Raw genomic sequence first — 18340 nt, 5'->3', positions numbered from 1 at the left:
ATACTTTCCTATTTTCTATTCAGTGTTTCACGGCATAACATCATGGCTGTTGCTAGGTGCTTTTCAACCATACTAACAGAAATGTTCATTTGCGATGCAATTTGATGTTGGCTAAGATTTTTAAACTTATAAAGTACAAAGGCTTGTTTTGTTTTTTGCGGCAGCTGTTCAATGCATTGGTAAAGTTGCTTGAGTTGTTGCTGTGCCGCGAGTTTTGATTCTGGCTCAAAGTCAGCGGGAGCAATAAGATCTAGTTCAACCTCTTCGGTTACTTTTCGCTTTTTACGATACTGATCGATAACAATGTTTTTTGCTGTAGTAAAAAATAGAGCACGCTGCTGGGTTGAATCATGATTTGGATTGTTTTTCTTATGATTCAGTATCCTTAAGTAGGCTTCTTGTACAATGTTTTGCGCCTTTTCTTTACAGCCAACGGAGCGTGAAATGTAATTTAAAACTTCAGCGTAATAGCGTTCCAAAAGTCACCTTTTTAGGTAATTTAAAAAGGAAAAGGATACTAGCTGTCAGTCAACTAAATGGCAATAATTTTCGTTTGCATTTGTAACTGGTTTGAGGTGTGACAAATAGCCCAGCGCAAGGCTGGGCTAAATAGGTGTATGGAGCAATAGGGTTACTAAAAGTAATAACCTATATTGATATTGAAGCGGGTTTCAGTCTCGTCGCTGTCGCCAGCAATTGAACCACCAACAAATGGTTGGTTTTTCGCTTGTACAAAATCAAAGTAAGTGAATAAGCCACCTGCGGCAACAGATACACCGGTTACATTCATCCATGTATCTTCGCTGTTATCTGACTTGTCATAAATGATGCCGTAGTCATTATAAAACTGCAGGTTTGTTACCGGCCCCCACTCTACAGGCAGGCTGTAAGCGATATTAGCATTAGTCATGGTCGCTTCTGCGGCAATACTATCGTAAAACGCATAAGCACCCACGGCCATACGGTCGACGTTGTCGATATCGTAGTTATACTCACCATGCTGGAGCTGGAAATTCCATGGACCAATAGTACTGTTTAAGTGCACAGCCCAAGCGTAGTAATCGCCGGCTTTATCTTCACCGTCATGCAAGCCACCCGATAACGCAGAAACACCTAGCTCGGTGGTGCCGCCGTCATGCTCAAAATGATAGCCATAACGACCAGAGAAGGTGTTGTACTCACCAATCGCATTGGTTGGTTCGGCATATACACCTTCATCAGCTGAGCGGAAACCAACAACATCATATGAGTAGCGGTCGCTTCTGTCGCTTACGTAACCATCAACACCACCTAGCTCATCATTTTTGAAAAAGCCAAGATCAATTTGCCAGTTGTCAGCAATTTTGCGCTTGAATAGCACACCCAGATCGTGGTCATCTTCAAGACCAATATAGTAAGTGGTGCCAAAGAAGTAGTTGTGTGAGTTATAAGGCCAGTTACCAAAGGGCACTTTGGTAATACCTGCCTGTACCTGCCAGTCTTCGGCAAAGTCATAGGCTGCATAGGCATACTTAACTGCAGTCATGTAATCGAAAAAACGGATCTCAGCGTTAAGCTGCACATCACCGACATCGCCTGCAAAATTTAGCCTGAAGATGTCAAAATCGAAGTCACCACCGCGGTTTTTATTACCATCATTATAAGATGTATGGCTGAAGTTGGTACGTACTGCACCCCCGACCTTAATGCCAGATTCTTTTTTAGGAGCTTCAACAGCTGCTGTTTGTTGCTCAAGTTGCTTTTGCTGTTTTGCTACTTGTGCATCAATCTGCGCTTGTTTTTCGGCTTGTTGCTGCGATTTTTCTTCGGCAGCATCAAGTTTGCTTTGCAGTTGTTGCATTTGCTGTTTCAGCAATTGCAGCTGCTTTTGAAGGTCATCAATTTCAGATGCCTGACTAAGACTTGAAGTTGTGCCCAAGGCTATTGCGAGGGCTAACTTTGATAGTTTAAGCATGAATTTTCGCTAGTGTTGGAATGGGTACTACCAAGCATAGTTGATATTCATGCTGAACCCAAGACTCGACACAGAAAATTAATATTAATCAATCAGTTTTAATTTTTACTGTGGTTCTAATGTCTTGGTGATTGCGCCAACTTCAAGCAGGGGTGAAGCATCAAGCTGATCTGCATCCATCATTGCGGCAATACGTTGCATTGATGAAAGTAGTAAGCTTTGCTCCCACTCATCGAGTGCTGAGAACTTTTCAATGAAGTGTTCTTGCAGAGGCTGAGGTGCTTGATCTAGTAGCTGTTTCCCCGCTTCTGTGAGATGCAAACTAACTCGGCGTTTATCTAATTGGCTACGTACACGAGTGATCAGGTTACGGTTTTCTATGCGGTCTAAGATATTAGTAACCGTCGCTGGGCTTAGATTTACATTTTGTGCAATGCGACTAGCGGTTATGCCATCGGTTTGTGCAACCTCGTTCATAATCAGTAATTGTGGGCCTGTTAAGCCAGAGGTTTTATTGAGCTGTTTTGAATGAAGGTCGATGGCTCTGATCACTTTACGCAGCGACACTAGTAGCTCGTCATACTTTTGCATGTTTCTGTCTCTTAAATAAGGCGGCGTGGAGCAACCGCAATCAAAAAATTTTACACATCTAATAAATTGAGTTCAAATAAATAATGACTATATTGCTTATAATTTATGGCCATAAAGGTTGTTTTTATGCTTTTAAAATAATTAGAGCAGAAATTAAAAAGCAAAAGTTAAAATTTAGATAGAGTAATTGTTGTTAACACTTAAAATGCAACTACGAGGTGACACCATCACTTTGTAGTAAAACAATTTATACAAATAACTAAATATTATTTACTAAAAGCCACTGCATTGGGTAAGGTGGATTTTTCTTTCATTAAATGGGACGAATTATGAAGTTATCGCCATCAGTTACGATTGAGCAAAGTGAAACCGGGCTTGAATTTATTAAAATTGCTAGTGAGTTTTGTAGCGCAACTATTTTTCTGCAAGGTGCGCAGATCACTGAGTTCACGCCAACCGATAAAAAGCCACTATTATGGGTCTCAGAATTAGAAGATTACCAAGAAGGCAAAGGTGTGCGAGGCGGTATTCCGATTTGTTGGCCATGGTTCGGAGTAAGCCAACATGAAGGCTGGCCAGCTCATGGTGTTGCTCGCACAAGTTTATGGCGCGCAGAAGAAGTGAAAGAACAAGACGATTCTATTTATATCAGTTTGTCATTGCCGATGACGCAAGTTGATGAAAAGTATTGGCCTTATAAAACTAAGTTATTGGCTGAGTTTATTTTAACCTCTAGCTTAGAGATGCGTTTAACAACCACGAACTTAGATAACCAAACAGTACAGTTTACTCAAGCACTGCACACGTACTTCCCAACACCAGCAATTGAAGAAACAAAAGTAGATGGTCTGCAAGGCGCGAAATACATTGAATTTGCTGAAGGTCCATTTGAGCAAAATGAATTAGTGTCGTTCACGCGTGAAACAGATATGGTTTACACCGAAGCAAAAGACACTCAGCGTATCATTACACCTGATGGCATTATTGAAGTAGGCCGCGAAAATTCAACATCCTGTGTACTTTGGAACCCATGGATTGATAAATCAAAACGTCTTTCTAATTTTGCTGATGACGAATACCACGTCATGCTGTGTTTAGAAGCGGCTAATGTCCTTGATGATAGTGTTGAACTTGCGCCTGGAGCAAGCCATACACTTGCAACAAAACTACGCTGGGTATAATTTATAACGACTCAGTGTTAGCACGTAAGGCCGGCACAGCTGGCCTTTACAAGGAATTACCGTGTTTAGTAATCAACAAATAGAAACCCTTCCAAAGCATCAAACGATTCAATTCCAACCACTTGCAGATAATGCGATATGGCATGTACAACTAAATTGGTTGTTATTTTACGTGCCTTTAATGGCCGTGATCATTGCAGTACGGCACTTTAATCCAGCCATTAGCGAAGCCATTGCTACACCTTGGCTTTTGGTTTTGCCATTGTTGGTAATACTGTCGATGGTTTACAACCTTTACAGCGTTCGCGCTAAAGGGGTGGCAGTAAGAGAGCATGATATTGCCTTTAAGCGAGGTTTAATTTGGCAACAAATCACTTTATTGCCTATTTCTCGCGTGCAACACACCGAAATTCATCGCGGCCCAATTGAGCGAAAGTTAGGACTCGCAACACTCAGGCTTTACAGTGCGGGTGGTATGAGTGCTGATTTACATATCAGCGGGTTAACGGACGAGCAATGCAATGATGTTCGCCAGTTCGTGCAAAGTTATGGTGATAATGCAGCAACTCAAGAAAATGAGCTTGCCGATGAGTGATCAACAATGGCAACGCGTGTCGCCATGGGCGCTACTGTATTTTATTGTTCACTTTGCACTGCGCTTCATAAAAGATGGGCTACTTAATTTACTGCCAATTTTGGTGTTATTTGTTACGCAAGTTGAGCAAAAGCTGTTTTGGGGGCAAATAGCTGTTGCCGTAGCCTCTTTAGTTTTAGTGCTGTATGCCTTTGCTTATTATCGTAATTTTAAATACCGCATAACGGATGGTCACGAAATACTGCTCAATAAAGGGGTATTCAAAAAAGAGCGGCTAACCCTAAAATTTGCTCGAGTACAGAACGTAAACATTGCCGAGCCTTTTTATTTTCAGCCGGTTAATTTGGTTAATTGTATTTTCGATGCTGCCGGTAGTAGTGCTCAAGAAGCTGTGATCCCGGGAGTAAAGCTTGGCTATGCTGAGCAAGTTCGTGAACAAGTTATGGAATTTAAGGCTCAGTTACAACAGCAAGAGCAGCTACCTGTTGAGCATAGCGAAGCAACAGATAAACCGAAAACCTTAACGATCAGCAATGCTGAAATTGCTAAGTTTGGTTTGATGTCGAACATGGCAATATTGGCATTGGCCGCACTTGCTCCATTTATGAATGTGATTTTTGAGTACCTCGAAAAAACCATCATAAACCGCCTAGAGGCCATACTGAATGAGCAAGCTGCTTTTGTTGGTAGTGCTGCTGCAATCGCTGTGTTAATTATGGTTGTTGTTATTGTTTTATGTGCCATATTACTTTCTGTTGTCATGGCCTTAGTGCGCTTTTTTAACTTTCAGCTGTATTTTCAGGACGATAAGTTTAAGCGTGTGGCAGGTTTATTTGAGCGCCAGCAACTCTCGATCAGCGTGTCGAAAATTCAAAGTGTGCAAATCAAACAAAATATTATTGCTAGGCTCCTTAATCGCTATACCTTAATTTGCCCACAAGTGAGTAGTGGTGGTATGGCAGCTGGGGTTGCGGCACATAAAAATAAACAAACGTTAGTGATGCCAGTAATCACTAAAGAGCAAGTGCAAGCCGTGTGTGGCTGGTTATTTCCATGGTTTGTTGATTTAACAGAGCTTAACTTTATTAAGCCTGAGCGAGCTTTACTTTATAAAAATACGTTTTTCTATGTGATCCTGCCAACGGTATTTTCTGCTTTAATTTTCAACGCCTTATTTGATGCTGTTACGATGCTGTGGAGCAGTGTCGTAGGCTTAGTTTTGATGATCGGTGTGTTTTTGAATTATCAAAAAACGGGTTTGGCTATGTATCAACATGACGGTCGTTTTTTTGCCGTATTTAAAACCGGTATGCTGGGTGTGCAGTATCGTGTTTTTGAAATCTATAAAGCGCAAAGCGTCACCACAATAAGCACTTATTTAATGCGCCGATCACAGCTTAAAAGCTTGTATATACAACTGGCTTCTGGTTCTGTATCAATGCCTTACTTAAAAGCGGAGCTGGCTGAGCAGTTTGCTGATTTCGGCCTATATGAAATAGAAGGCGTTGAGCGGAATTGGCTTTAAATGAAAATAGTTCTCAATATCATTGACTCGTTTTAATATCGAGGTATACTAGCGCAACGTCAATAATCACGGGTGCGCAATGATTTATTTACTACCTATTTTAGCTATTTCAGGTGTTGTAGCCTTACTTTGTTATGCACGTTCGCAGCAGGAGTGTAAGGGCTTATGTGTGAGTGTTGCCGTTACAGCAATTGCTTTACTCGTAACCGCAGCTTTAGTCATCGCAGGGCTCGGTGCATTAAGAAGTAGCCTGATGTTTGCCGTGACTATTTTTATTATTTATCAATTACTAGGCTTGGTTCGCCCGCTAAAAATCGAGTAATTTCTTACACTTTTTAACTTCAGCCTTTTAAAAAAGCATCGCATACTAGCCCTTAAATTAAGCAACTTGCTAATCAAGGATTGTGATGAAAAAAGCTCTGTTAACTGTGGCACTACTTGCTGCTAGCCACGCTTCAAGCCAAGAGACTTGGCAAACTATTCATACCGAGCACTTTAATGTGCATTTTAGTACTGAGAATCAGCAATGGGCCCGTTCAGCGGCAACAGAGCTTGAAATTGTTCGCGATAAGGTACTAAAACAGCAAAATCGTGCTCTTGATGAAGTGGTCGATGTTCTGGCTTTTGACCCATTTAACGCCTCCAATGGCTTTGCTTTGCCGGTGACTAACAAGCCTTTAATGGCTTTGTTTACTACGCCTCCACAATCCGACACGGTGATTTCTAACACCGATGGTTGGCAGCAGTTATTAATTTTGCACGAATATATTCATTTGGTGCACCTTGCTCAGCCTACTCGAAGTGACGTGCGCCAAGCTATTCGTAATAGTTGGGATATTTACGACTTAGTTGAAGGCGAAATGCCGCGCTGGGCTGCTGAAGGTTATGCAACGCTGCTTGAGTCGAAAATGACAGGGCGGGGTCGTTTATACGATAACCTTTCAGAGGCAATACTGGTTGAATTTGCACAGCAAGGCGCACTGCCACGATATAGCCAATTAAGTAGTACCGAAGGGGGTTATTTAGCTGGCTCAATGGCGTATTTAATGGGTTCTCGTTTTCTTGCTTGGCTTGAAGAGAACTATTCAGCGCAAACTCTTGATGCAGTTTGGACGCGCATGCAAGCGGTTAAAGCGCGTGATTTTAATGAGGCCTTTAGCGGAGTATTTGGCGATTCACCTGAACGCCTCTACCGCCGTTTTATTGCAGAATATACTTATAAAGCAATGGCTAAAGAGGTAAGTGAGCAAGCACTTACAAGTAAGCTTTGGTTGGAGCTTGATCTATACGCTTCGAACCCTGTTTTAAGTTTAAATAACAGTAAGCTTGCCATTGTCGAGCGCAACAAAGATGACGAAACCCGTTTAGTCATTTATAGCACTGATGACAATCAACAGGCTGCTGATGATTTTGCGAAGCAGCAACAAGCGTTACTCGATGATGACCCTGCTGATATTGCAGATAAAGCCCCCAGTGTTTTTAAACGAAAGCAAAAACATGTGCTTCACCAAATTAATAGGCAGGGTATAAAAAACCCGCAGTGGTTAGACGAAAATACATTGTTTTTCACCGCCACAACAACCGTTGCTAAAGGCTCAATTCAAGGTATTTCTGATCTATATCGCTATGATATTGATACAGGTAAAGTAACTGCATTAAGCCATCATGCAGGGCTGCGCCGCTTTAGTATCAGTGATAACGGGCAAACGGTTTATGCTGAGCAAACGAAGCATGGTTTCTCGGAGCTAGTGCGCCTTGACCTCAATACGGGTGTCGCTACGCCTTTATTTGAGAAAAGCCTAGAAACGGTTTATGACTATCCATTACTAAGCCCTAATAAAACACAACTTGCCTATTTAAAAGCGAAATTGAATGCTAATTGGCAGTTGTATATACAAGATGTAAACTCTCAGCAATCAATAGCAGTGCCTATGCCTGATGGTTATCAGTATGTGTCACAACCTAATTGGCAAGCCGATGGCACAGGGCTTTATTTTGTCGCTGGTAAAAATAAAGCTCTCGATTTATATCATTATGATCTACAAAGCAATTCACTACGACAATTAACGCAAGGCCAAGAAGCTATTGCACACCCAATGGCAATGAATAACGGTGAACTTTTGTATTTATCGATCACTGCTGAAGGGCCGAATATCAAGCATTTTGCTGAGCAACCACAAGGGGTAGAGGTTGTTGAATTTGCTAAAAGTGCAGCGCCACCACGAGGGCAAGTAACGAGCGAAGTATTACCTGAGGCTAAAATCTACCCGCAAAGCCCAACTGAGCCAGCCGATTATGATATTTGGCAGCAAAAACCCACCTTTTCATTGGCATCTCAGTATTACTCGGCATCATCTTCGCTGCTTACCCTTGGGGTCAAAAGTAACGACTTTTTAAAGCAGCTCGATTTACAAGCAGGCTACAGTGTTGATTTACATGACAAAGCATTGGAAGGGGTGTTCGCGGCCGCTAGGTACTCAGCGTTTGATTTAAAATTTAAAGCGATGTTATTTGATTACGACCTTGAATCAGCAAAACAGTACCATTCACAAATACCGGTTAAGATAAGTAACACTGGGGCGCATTTAGCCATGAGCTACCCGTTGCAGTTTCAGCAGCTTAGTATTACACCGAGTTTGAGCTATAACTACAGTGATTTTAGTAAGGGGGATGATCAATGGTTAACCCTTGGACTTAAACAAAAATGGCAACATGATAGACAGCGATACGGTTTTGCTCAGTCTGTGAGTGCTCAGTGGTTATCCGGTGATGCTAACTCGAATAATTGGCAGGGCTATAACTTTGCCACCGTATTGAGCGGTTATGCTTTTGATATTCCTGTTTATGTTAATTTTGCACAGCAATATCGCGATGACAGTATTCTTGCACTTGGCGGTTATGAGTCAAACTTAATTAATAATGACACGCAAAGCGGCTTTGTTGTTGCCCCTGAGTTGCCGTTTATTAGTCAATCAGGTAACCGCTATAAAGGTTATGGCGGGGGCATTAGTTACAAAGATTCATTACCTTGGCTTTATTACCAACAGCATCAGGTCGATAACCGAGTTTATGCACAAAGTTACGGGCTAAAATGGCGGGGAGACTTTAGCTTTGGTATGGGGCCCGCAGGTTTGAACGATGTAAACCTTGATTTTGGCGTCGCCCGGGTAGAAGGCGACGACTTTGAAAATGATTTACGGGCTTGGCTAAGCTTCTATTACTCGTTATAGCCTAGTGTTGGTCTTTTAAGGCGAAAAGCTTGGCGTGATATAGCGCCAGTTTTTCGTCTTTATTTTCTATCTCAATGGCTTTTTCTAGCCATTCCTTACTGCTTTGTTCATTACCTTGTTGAAAACTAATAATCGCTAATTCTATATAGGGTTCAGATAAATAAGGGGCTAATGCAATAGCATCTTCGAGTTGTTGCTTTGCCTTGAGAAGCTTGCCATTGTTACGGGCGTTAATTGCCGTTGCCAGTAACTCGAATGGATCCTGCTCTAGCATCGCCAACTGAGAATTGAGCTGCTCTGCCAAAACCTGATCATTCAGTTGCTCGGCCAGCACTGCGTAATTATGTAGTAAATTTGTATCGCTAAAGCCATGCTGCATTGCTGTTTGATAAATATGTTTTGCTCCAGCTAAATCACCCGCTTGGCGATGTAAAACGGCAGCTAGATTATAAAGTGCTGCTGCATTTGGGGTGTATTCATTGGCTTTTAATATATAACTATAGCTTAAGTCGAATTGTTTCAAGGCCAGTGCTTTTGCAGCTAAATTACTGTAATAACGGCTAATTAAGTCTTTTAATTCAGCGCGGCCAGAGTAAAAACTACCACGAGCAGGAAAGTAATCGATTACTGTGCCTGGCGGCACCAAGTAATTATCGTCATCATTTAAAGGGGCGTAGACTTTGGTGCGAAAATGGCCCGATACATACACGATGTTATTTTGTTTGCTATAAACAGGCTCACTGGAGACCGCTTGAAAGCTTGTTTGAAGTCCTGCTAGTTGAGCATAAGCATGGGTTAAAATTGCTAAGCTAATACAGTTACCTTGATGACCTTGAAGAGTCTGCTGGGCATTAAGTGTGGCGCTAAAGTAATTAAAATTGGTGAGCTTATTCTCTAAATAGCGATATAGGATTTGGTCATCTCTTAAATCACTACCCTGACGCTTGGTAAAATAATCAAGAAAACGTTTCTTCTCATCTGCAGGGAGCGTAAAGAGCTCTGGGTCGCTAAGTTCAACGTGTTTAAAGTGTGCTGCATTGAGTAAGCTGGCCACACTCGGTGGTGGCGTTGGTTGTTGTTTTGTACTCTTGCATCCAACTAAAAAAGTACTTAAAACAAGCGCATATAAAATTGACTTCATGGCTTAACCCTCCTGAGCACTATTTAATCAATGTACCCAGATCACATTAATTATTCAAGTTAGTCGTTAGTGTCATCAGCTGTAAACAGCTTGTACGGATATCTTGCCAATAGACTGTTGTTTATTTTTTATTCTTTATTGCATTCTAAAACGCTCTCATTACAATGCCGCGCTCTTTTAAATCGCTTTAAAAACAGGTGTTTACTGTAATTTTATGGGTGATTTATAAACTGCTAACTTATTAACTAAATTGTAACGAGAGAGGTCTGTTTTGGCGCACTTTTTGCCGATTATTTCATGCTTTATTTTAGCGTTTAGCTTTTATCCGCTTTTAAATAAGATCCGTAAAAATCGCAGTGTGTCGGGCGTTTCGCTGTTAATGATGAGCTTTGGTGTTGCGCAAAGTTTATATTTCATCACCTTTAACCTGTTTTTTCAGCGTTTTTACATGGTTTTGCCGTTTGTTGTTACCGGCATGCTAAGTGGTGTGATTCTTTACTACTTTGTTCGTTACAACGCTGCGCGAAAGCAACGCATGCAGCTAGCTGGGTTATTAGCCATGTCGGTCGTGCCTTTTGGTTTGTTGCTTAACCCTCATTATGAAACAGCAACGGTGCTTAACTGGCTAACTTATGTAGGTTTAGTCATGAGCTCTATTCGTGTTATGCCGCAGACTTATAAAACCATTAAAAGTGGTGATATTAGTAATTTAAGTGCGCGCTACTTTAGTTTACAGTTTGTTGCTGGAAGCTGCGGCCTCGCTGCCGAACTTGCTATGGCGACACCGAGTGTGTCTCACATACTGACCTTTGTAATGATTCTACTGACTAATGCCGCACAACTAGGATGTATTCAGTATTATAAATCGCGCCCTGCAATGGCTTAAAAACAAAAGGCTGCCAAGTGGCAGCCTTTTTTGTGTTGCTAAGCCTATGCTTCAAGCGCTTTACTAATTAAGCGATCGATATATTGCTTATGTGCTTTAGCTGCGGTGTCTGCACCCCATGGCACGCTCAAATCAGCAATTTGATTTAACTGATAAAGCGCGGCAGCTTTGGCTAGGTTATCGTGCTTGCTCGCTTTGCCTAAACCAGCAATCGCGATTAGCTGATTCACATATTCAACTTGTAGATTGTGACTTAGGGTATTTGCTTTTTTGCTGTCTACAAAAATGCTTGCTGTTAAGTCATTCATAAATTGGTTAAGTGAATACTCGTTGCCATACATTGCACTGTCTGAAATACGCAGCATGACCGCTGGGTGTAACAACTGAGCAAGTACCAGCTTTTGCATGCCTAAAATCATGCCATGTGGTTTAGGGTCTTCGTTCTTACCATAATGATTAAAGCCACGACGTTGCTGTAGCAGGTAGTTATACAGTGGCTGCATACTAGCAAGCACATTTGGCGAAAATACTTTGTCGGCTAACACTTGCATTGCATGTTGCTGGCGCTCAAGTGGCACTGGCGTAAATGGTGCACCATTTTTGTCATCGCCCACCACATTACGTTCTACATAAACACCACCAATTTGACGAGATACCACGCCTGCTTGTGTTCTGTAGCTTCTAAATAAAATGTTCGCTGAGGTAACCAGCTGCTGGTATGACTCACCATTAACCGTGGCATTGTCTTTAAGTTCAGTAAACAGCTTATTGATAAGTTCCATACGATCATCAGCATATGCGGCAGGGTTAGATGACATATCACCAATCATTACACGTGGGTCGATATGGCGGCCTGGGGCACGCATGTCATCAGCATCATTACCAAACGCTAAAGCATGCTCAGATGAGCGAGCGAGAATTTTTTCAAGGCGTTGTTGCTCAGCGGCTTTATCAGCTAATGCTTGGCTGTAGCCGTATTCAATTGCCCAATCATCGTAAGGGCCAGGTTTTGTTTGGAAAATATCACCTTGTTGCATGCCAATAGGGGCAATGTTTGCTGGTGCATAGTCCATAACTGAACCCGTTACGATACCTTGCGTTTTACTCTTATCGTGAACTTCTTTTTCATCCCACAAAATAGATGATTTCATATTGTGGTTAAGACCAAGGGTATGGCCCACTTCGTGTAAAACTAGCTGAGTTAAGCCTTGGCGTAAAATCTCTTTGTCTTCAATGCTCGCACCTGTGCCTAAGCCTTTAGCAAGTAGCATGTTTTCTTGAATGCTGTGGCCCAGTGAGCAATGTAAGTCTGTGCTGTTTTGGCTAGTTTCAAGCGTGGCTGCACCTTGAGTGTATAAGGTGTCGTACATCCAACGGTTTTTCATGAAAACATACTCTAACATGATGTCAGAGCCTAAGATTTCACCGGTTAATGGGTTCGCAAGGGCAGGACCATAACCGCCAAATGGAGGGCGCGGTGATGCAGTCCAACGCAATACATTGTAGTTAATATCGCCCGCATCCCAATCGGCGTCATCAGGTTGTACTTTTACTTCGATGGCATTTTTAAAGCCCGCTTTTTCAAATGAGCTATTCCATGCTAGTACGGCATCACGAATAGTGTCACGCCACTCAAATGGTGTGGTATTTTCAATCCACCAAGTAATCGGTTTAACTGGCTCAGACAGTGCCGCTGACGGGTCTTTCTTTTGTAAGTCCCAGCGCTTGATGACATCTTCATAAGGTGCCCAATCCGCTGATGTCATATTGTCGAATTCGTTAGTGAAATAACCAATACGCGCGTCATCTTGGCGAGCTTGATAATCATTTTTCGGTAGCGCGACAAATGAATGCTGTACTTTAATTGAAACGTTACGAGGATCGCTTACAGCTTTTGAACCTCGTACTGTTGGGTTAGCATTAGAAAATACGTAATCCACTACAACATCTAGGTTATTTGGATAAGGGCGCTGTTTAACAATACGCGACTTTTTGTCGTTTAACTTACCAAGTTTAAAGCGTTTGCTGGCATTTTTATCTTTTGGGTTTGCCCAAGGTGACACTTTATGCAGTGCTTCACTTAAAAAGAGCTTATCAACTTTAAAAGCAATTTTACCGTCTTCTTCTTTTTCGATTTTAATACTCGCAAGCACAGCTTCGCTGATGTTGGCATCGGCAGAGCGTGCTAAGGCTGAGTTTTCATCAAATTTATAGCGTGGTGTTTTGCTAATAATATCAATGCGGTCAAAATATTTACGAAACTCAATTAGTTTTGTCTCGCGGTATGCCCCTCTGAAGTGGCCTGCGTCAGTAACACCATCAACGGTGTGAGCAAAGTACACAAATGGTGTATCAAGTTGAGATTGGTCGATCACCATTAAGTTATCGCCGGTTTTCGCATCTTGGTAAATGCTGAAAACACCGGCAAACTCGCTTTTATCTTTGATCATTTCAGCCAGTGTTTTTGGCTTCTTTTCTTCTTTTTTTGTTTCGGCGGCGTGGCCATTCATGGCAAACGCTAAGCTTAGTGCCAGCGCAATGTTTGTTATTTTCATTGTTAACTCGTTCCTTTCATTATTTCTCAATCAAGTTTAATGAATTAACCCCTTGATAAAAGGCTGTTTGTTAACAAGTGTGAAGGTGGTTTTGTAAGCTTTTGATATTAGGTGACTTTTGTTTGTAACAAATTGTTCTTAGATAAGTTTTGATTTTTGTGTTGCCAATTTATCTGTTTTTGTAACAGTTCCTTACAAATGTCACATTAATGTTTCTGTCAGCTTTGGTATGATAGGGCCAGTGAAAATTTTATAGGTGTAAGTTATGCGCACAAGTTTATTAAAATGGATATTACCGTTTGTTGCATTAATCGTTGGTGTTGCTGGTTTTAAAGCAATCAACGCGATTGCTCAAGAGCCTAAAGACAAGGATGTAGTTGATGTGCGTCCTTTAGTACAGGTTGAGCCAGTAGCAAGTGATGATCATCAAGTGATTATTAATAGTTACGGCGAAGTGAAACCGCTTGAAAGTACCTTACTTGCCTCGCAAGTGGCTGGTGAAGTTACAAGCTGGCATCCAAATTTTGTTGCTGGTGGCATCGTAGCGCGTGGTGAAGTGTTATTTACCATCGAAAAAGATAACTACGAAGCAGCTGTACTACAAGCTGAAGCGTCACTTGCTAGTGCTCAAGCGGCACTGATCGAAGAGCAAGCACAAGCTAAAGTGGCAGAGGATGAAGCAAGACGTTACCCAGAACGTGAGCGCACAGACTTATTCCTACGTAAACCTCAAGTTTTAAGCGCGCAAGCTGCTGTTAAATCAGCGCAAGCTGCATTAAAACGTGCCGAACGTGACCTTGCTCGCTGTGAGGTAAAAGCACCTTACGATGCGCTGGTGATCAGCCGTGAAATTGGTGTCGGCCAATACATTAATGTAGGCAGCCAAGTTGCTGAAATTAATAATATTGAAAGTGCGGAAATCATTGTACCAATTGCTGGTTTCGATAGTGTATTTTTGCCAAAACGCTTAAAAGGCGTAAAGGCGACCATTATCAATAAAGGCTTAAACAGCTTTACTCGTGAAGCCGAAATTGACCGTGACCTAGGCGTTGTTGATAACGCGACGCGTATGAGCAATTTAGTTGTTCGTGTTGATGACCCATACGGCTTAAAGCATGACGTACAACCTATTAAATTTGGTGCTTACGTACAAGTGAGCTTTGCCGGTGCAACACTACAAAATATCTACCGTTTACCGCAGTCTTTAGTGAATAACCAAACGGTGTGGATTGTGAACGACGAGAATAAACTTGAACCACGCAAAGTAACGGTAGTACGCGAAGAAGGTGAGTATTTCTACATTAGTGATGGCCTTGAAGTGAATGACCAGTTGGTTCTTACGCTACCTGAGTACCCACAAGAGGGTATGGAAGTGAAGGTTGCAGGTATGAAAGAAATGACAAGCGATGCAGAAACTGCAGCGGTTGAAAAGCTTTAAGGTAGCACTATGACTGATACAAACACAGAAAAACAGTCTGGCCTTATAGCTTATTTTGCCAATAACTCGGTCGCTGCAAACTTAATGATGGTGTTTATCATCATCATGGGGATCATTAGTTATTTCACTATTCAGCGCCAGATGTTCCCAAATGTTGAAATTAACTATATTGAAGTGCAGGCCAATTATCCGGGGGCCTCACCACAGGAAATTGAAGAAAGTATTCTGATCAAGATTGAAGAGTCACTAAAAGATGTAACCGAGATTAAACGTGGTGTATATCGCTCATTTCGAAATAGTGGCCGTGCAAGTTTAGAGATCAACACTGATGCAGAACTTACTGATGTACTCGATAAAGTGAAGCTAAGAGTAGACAGTATTGCGACTTTCCCTGCGGGAATGGAGCCTGTGACGATTAGTCAGGTTGAATTTCGCCAAGATGTAATCGGTATGACGCTGGTAGGTGATATTCCACTTACTGAGTTAAAGCCAGTTGCAAATAAAATTGAAGATGAATTACTGCAATTATCCAATGTGTCACTGGTGCAAAACGATGTACCACTTGATGAAATTGCAATTGAAATTGACCCAGATTCACTACGTCAATACAACCTTACTTTAAGTGAGGTGGCCAGTGCAGTACGTCGTTACTCTGCGAATATCTCGGCAGGTCAACTACGTACTGACGCAGGTATTATCTCGGTACGTGTTGAAAATCAATACTACAGCGGTGATGAGTTCCGCCAGATCCCAGTAAAAATTGGTTCCAATGGCGCGAAAGTACTGCTAAACGACATCGCTGTGATTAAAGACCAATTCACAGAAGGTGAGCGCTACTTTAAATTTAATGGTGAAAATGCCGTTTATTTATCAGTAAAAGCAACCAAAGAACAAAACATGATCCCGGTTGCTGATTCAGTTAAAGCGTTTATTGAGCAAAAGAATAAAGAGCTACCGGCGGGCTTGCGTCTTGAGCCATTAATGGACATGACTTACTACCTAAATGCCCGTTTAGACATGATGAAAAGCAATTTATTCCAAGGGGCTATCTTGGTTGCCATTATGTTGTCTATCTTCTTGCGCTTTAAGTTGGCACTTTGGGTAATGATTGGTTTACCTGTGTGTTTCTTAGGTGCAATGATGATGATGCCATTATTTGGTATCAGTATTAATATCGTGTCGTTATTTGCCTTTATTATGGTGCTGGGGATCGTGGTCGATGATGCCATAGTCATAGGGGAAAGTGCCTACACCGAAATTGAGAAAAAAGGCGGTGGTGTTGTAAATGTGGTAAATGGCGCAAAACGCGTTGCTACCCCAGCAACATTTGGTGTTTTAACAACGATTGCTGTCTTTGCACCATTTACACTATCAAGTGGTCCAGAAAGCGCATTTTTCTTCGGTATCGCCGTGGTGGTAATTCTGTGTCTGATATTTAGTTTGATTGAATCGAAACTTATTTTACCGGCACACATTGCCCACACTAAGTTCCCGCCAATTAACCCAAATAGCTGGCGAGCGCGTTTTAACAAACGTTTCTTTAACTTTGTAAATGGCCCTTATAAGCGTTTTATTGAGCTGTGTGTGGAGTGGCGTTGGTTTGTGCTATTTGCGTTTATCGGTTTATTGATTTTGACGTTTGGCTTAATTTCTTCAAACCAAGTGCGTGTGGTACCAACACCAAAAGTACCTCATGACTTCCCGCAAATTCGTTTAGAAATGAATGAAAATGCCTCGGATATGCAAACGATTAATGCTATTCGTGAAATTGAAGCCATGGTTAACAAGGTAGACCAAGAGACCGAACGTGAATTTGGTCAAAAGCTAATTCGCGATATCTTAGTGTTCAACCAAGGTCGTACTGAAGCACAATTACTTGCTCCGCTGGTAGATGAAGAGCTTCGCCCGTATAACGCATTCGAATTATCTCGTCGTTGGCGTGAGCAAATGCCAAGTATCCCAGGTGTGAAATCGCTGCAAATTTACGATGATGTAAATGGCGGTGGTATGGATGGTGAGTTTGGTTACTTACTTTACGGCCCAGATATCGATACCTTAAATGATGCAGGTCGTCGTTTCATCCAACTATTACAACAGCAAAAAGGCTTGTTTGATATTAGTTCGACCATCGATCCGGCGAGCAAAGAAGTGCAATTAAGCTTAAAACCTGTGGCATATGATCTAGGTTTAGACCTTGCCAACATTGCTAACCAAGTAGGCGCAAGCTTCTACGGTGGTGAAGCTCAGCGTGTTATTCGTCGCGGTGAAGAAGTGCGAGTTATGGTTCGTTACCCGAAACTAACACGTGAAGCGTTTGCATCATTAAAGCACGCTGTTATCACAACGCCTGCAGGCCAAGAGGTGATGCTGGGTGATGTTGTTGAACTGAACGAAAAACCAGGTATTAGCTATATTCGCCGTGAAGGTGGCTATCGTACTGTTTATATCTACGGCAGTATCGATGAAGAAGCGATTGAACCGGGTGAAGTGGTTAAGCAAGTTGATGAGAACTTATTACCGCAGTTAAAAGAGGAATACCCATCAGTTAAAACTGAGCTAGGTGGTTCTATTGAAGAACAACAAGCGCAAGCTAACGAGCAAATCATGTTCTTTATTGGCGGTATGATCTTAGTTTATATCTTGCTTGCAGTGCCGCTTAAGAGCTATTCGCAGCCTCTTATTGTTATGTCGGTTATTCCATTTAGCTTAACCGGTGCAATTTGGGGTCACTTCTGGTTTGGGTTAGATATTAGCTTGATGTCGGGCTTTGGCTTGATTGCTGCAGCGGGTGTTGTAATTAATGACTCGTTAGTTATGACCGACTTTGTAAACCAAGCACGCCGCGAAGGTATTTCAACTCGCCAAGCGGTTATTGAAGCAGGTTGTGCGCGCTTTAGAGCAATCACCCTGACATCAATTACAACCTTTGCCGGTGTACTACCGATTATGTTCGAAACCAGCTTGCAAGCTAAGTTTGTAATTCCAATGGCAGTAGCACTTGGTTTTGCGGTTATGTTTGCAACTCTAATCACTTTAGTACTAGTACCTTGTTTGTATATTGTAATGAGTGATGTGGGTAATGGCTTCTTGAATGTATTCCGTGCAGGGCACCGAGTCGCGACCAGAAGAAAGCTAGCAAGGGATTAATAACCCATTCGCGAAAAGCCAACCAAGAGGTTGGCTTTTTTGTACCTAACGCATTTGCTAGTAACTATTTGCTATATAAGACGTTTGGTTACATTCT

At 41.9% G+C, this 18340-nt stretch carries 13 protein-coding genes; 8 read left to right on the top strand and 5 right to left on the bottom strand.

The window, feature by feature from the left end:
- Positions 1-8: 8 nt before the first annotated feature.
- From PASHI_RS16105 to PASHI_RS16095, 3 genes are all read right to left on the bottom strand, one after another.
- Positions 9-479 (bottom strand): RNA polymerase sigma factor, encoded by a 471-nt coding sequence (locus tag PASHI_RS16105; protein WP_062566333.1) that lies wholly within the window; start codon positions 477-479, stop codon positions 9-11.
- A 155-nt stretch (positions 480-634) separates the two neighbouring features.
- Positions 635-1954, bottom strand: a complete 1320-nt coding sequence (locus PASHI_RS16100; RefSeq protein WP_062566332.1) for a porin — start codon at positions 1952-1954, stop codon at positions 635-637.
- 105 nt (positions 1955-2059) lie between these two features.
- Positions 2060-2545 carry a MarR family winged helix-turn-helix transcriptional regulator gene (locus PASHI_RS16095; RefSeq protein ID WP_054562966.1) on the bottom strand — a complete coding sequence of 162 codons (486 nt, stop codon included), beginning with the start codon at positions 2543-2545 and terminating at the stop codon, positions 2060-2062.
- Positions 2546-2874: 329 nt separating this feature from the next.
- On the opposite strand from PASHI_RS16095, the gene PASHI_RS16090 reads away from it, so the two are divergent.
- The 5 genes from PASHI_RS16090 (at position 2875) to PASHI_RS16070 (ending at position 9076) form a co-directional block, all read left to right on the top strand.
- Positions 2875-3726, top strand: a complete 852-nt coding sequence (locus PASHI_RS16090; protein ID WP_062566331.1) for a D-hexose-6-phosphate mutarotase — start codon at positions 2875-2877, stop codon at positions 3724-3726.
- A 61-nt stretch (positions 3727-3787) separates the two neighbouring features.
- The gene (locus tag PASHI_RS16085; protein WP_062566330.1) at positions 3788-4321 is read left to right on the top strand and encodes a PH domain-containing protein; all 534 of its coding nucleotides are present in this window, start codon (positions 3788-3790) and stop codon (positions 4319-4321) included.
- Positions 4314-5846, top strand: a complete 1533-nt coding sequence (locus PASHI_RS16080; RefSeq protein WP_082710962.1) for a PH domain-containing protein — start codon at positions 4314-4316, stop codon at positions 5844-5846. Before PASHI_RS16085 ends, PASHI_RS16080 begins: the two co-directional genes overlap by 8 nt.
- A 79-nt stretch (positions 5847-5925) precedes the next feature.
- Complete coding sequence (locus PASHI_RS16075) at positions 5926-6168, top strand: hypothetical protein (RefSeq protein WP_054562962.1); 243 nt, start codon at positions 5926-5928, stop codon at positions 6166-6168.
- An 85-nt stretch (positions 6169-6253) separates the two neighbouring features.
- Positions 6254-9076 carry a TolB family protein gene (locus tag PASHI_RS16070; protein ID WP_062566328.1) on the top strand — a complete coding sequence of 941 codons (2823 nt, stop codon included), beginning with the start codon at positions 6254-6256 and terminating at the stop codon, positions 9074-9076.
- Between the two features lies 1 nt (position 9077).
- Here PASHI_RS16070 and PASHI_RS16065 read toward each other — a convergent pair whose 3' ends face one another.
- On the bottom strand, positions 9078-10217 hold the full coding sequence (locus PASHI_RS16065) for a tetratricopeptide repeat protein (protein WP_062566327.1): 1140 nt from the start codon (positions 10215-10217) through the stop codon (positions 9078-9080).
- Positions 10218-10488: 271 nt separating this feature from the next.
- On the opposite strand from PASHI_RS16065, the gene PASHI_RS16060 reads away from it, so the two are divergent.
- The gene (locus PASHI_RS16060) at positions 10489-11103 is read left to right on the top strand and encodes a PQ-loop domain-containing transporter (protein ID WP_062566326.1); all 615 of its coding nucleotides are present in this window, start codon (positions 10489-10491) and stop codon (positions 11101-11103) included.
- 44 nt (positions 11104-11147) lie between these two features.
- On the opposite strand, the gene PASHI_RS16055 is transcribed toward PASHI_RS16060, so the two are convergent.
- Positions 11148-13658 carry a zinc-dependent metalloprotease gene (locus tag PASHI_RS16055; RefSeq protein WP_062566325.1) on the bottom strand — a complete coding sequence of 837 codons (2511 nt, stop codon included), beginning with the start codon at positions 13656-13658 and terminating at the stop codon, positions 11148-11150.
- Positions 13659-13923: 265 nt separating this feature from the next.
- Here PASHI_RS16055 and PASHI_RS16050 point away from each other — a divergent pair, with 265 nt between their 5' ends.
- Both PASHI_RS16050 and PASHI_RS16045 read left to right on the top strand, forming a co-directional pair.
- On the top strand, positions 13924-15096 hold the full coding sequence (locus PASHI_RS16050) for an efflux RND transporter periplasmic adaptor subunit (RefSeq protein WP_054562957.1): 1173 nt from the start codon (positions 13924-13926) through the stop codon (positions 15094-15096).
- A gap of 9 nt (positions 15097-15105) precedes the next feature.
- Positions 15106-18243 carry an efflux RND transporter permease subunit gene (locus PASHI_RS16045; protein ID WP_062566324.1) on the top strand — a complete coding sequence of 1046 codons (3138 nt, stop codon included), beginning with the start codon at positions 15106-15108 and terminating at the stop codon, positions 18241-18243.
- Positions 18244-18340 lie beyond the last annotated feature (97 nt).

The sequence above is a fragment of the Pseudoalteromonas shioyasakiensis genome (assembly GCF_001550135.1).
In the GTDB taxonomy this organism is placed as follows: domain Bacteria; phylum Pseudomonadota; class Gammaproteobacteria; order Enterobacterales; family Alteromonadaceae; genus Pseudoalteromonas; species Pseudoalteromonas shioyasakiensis.
This window is presented reverse-complemented; position numbering and strand designations above follow the sequence as displayed.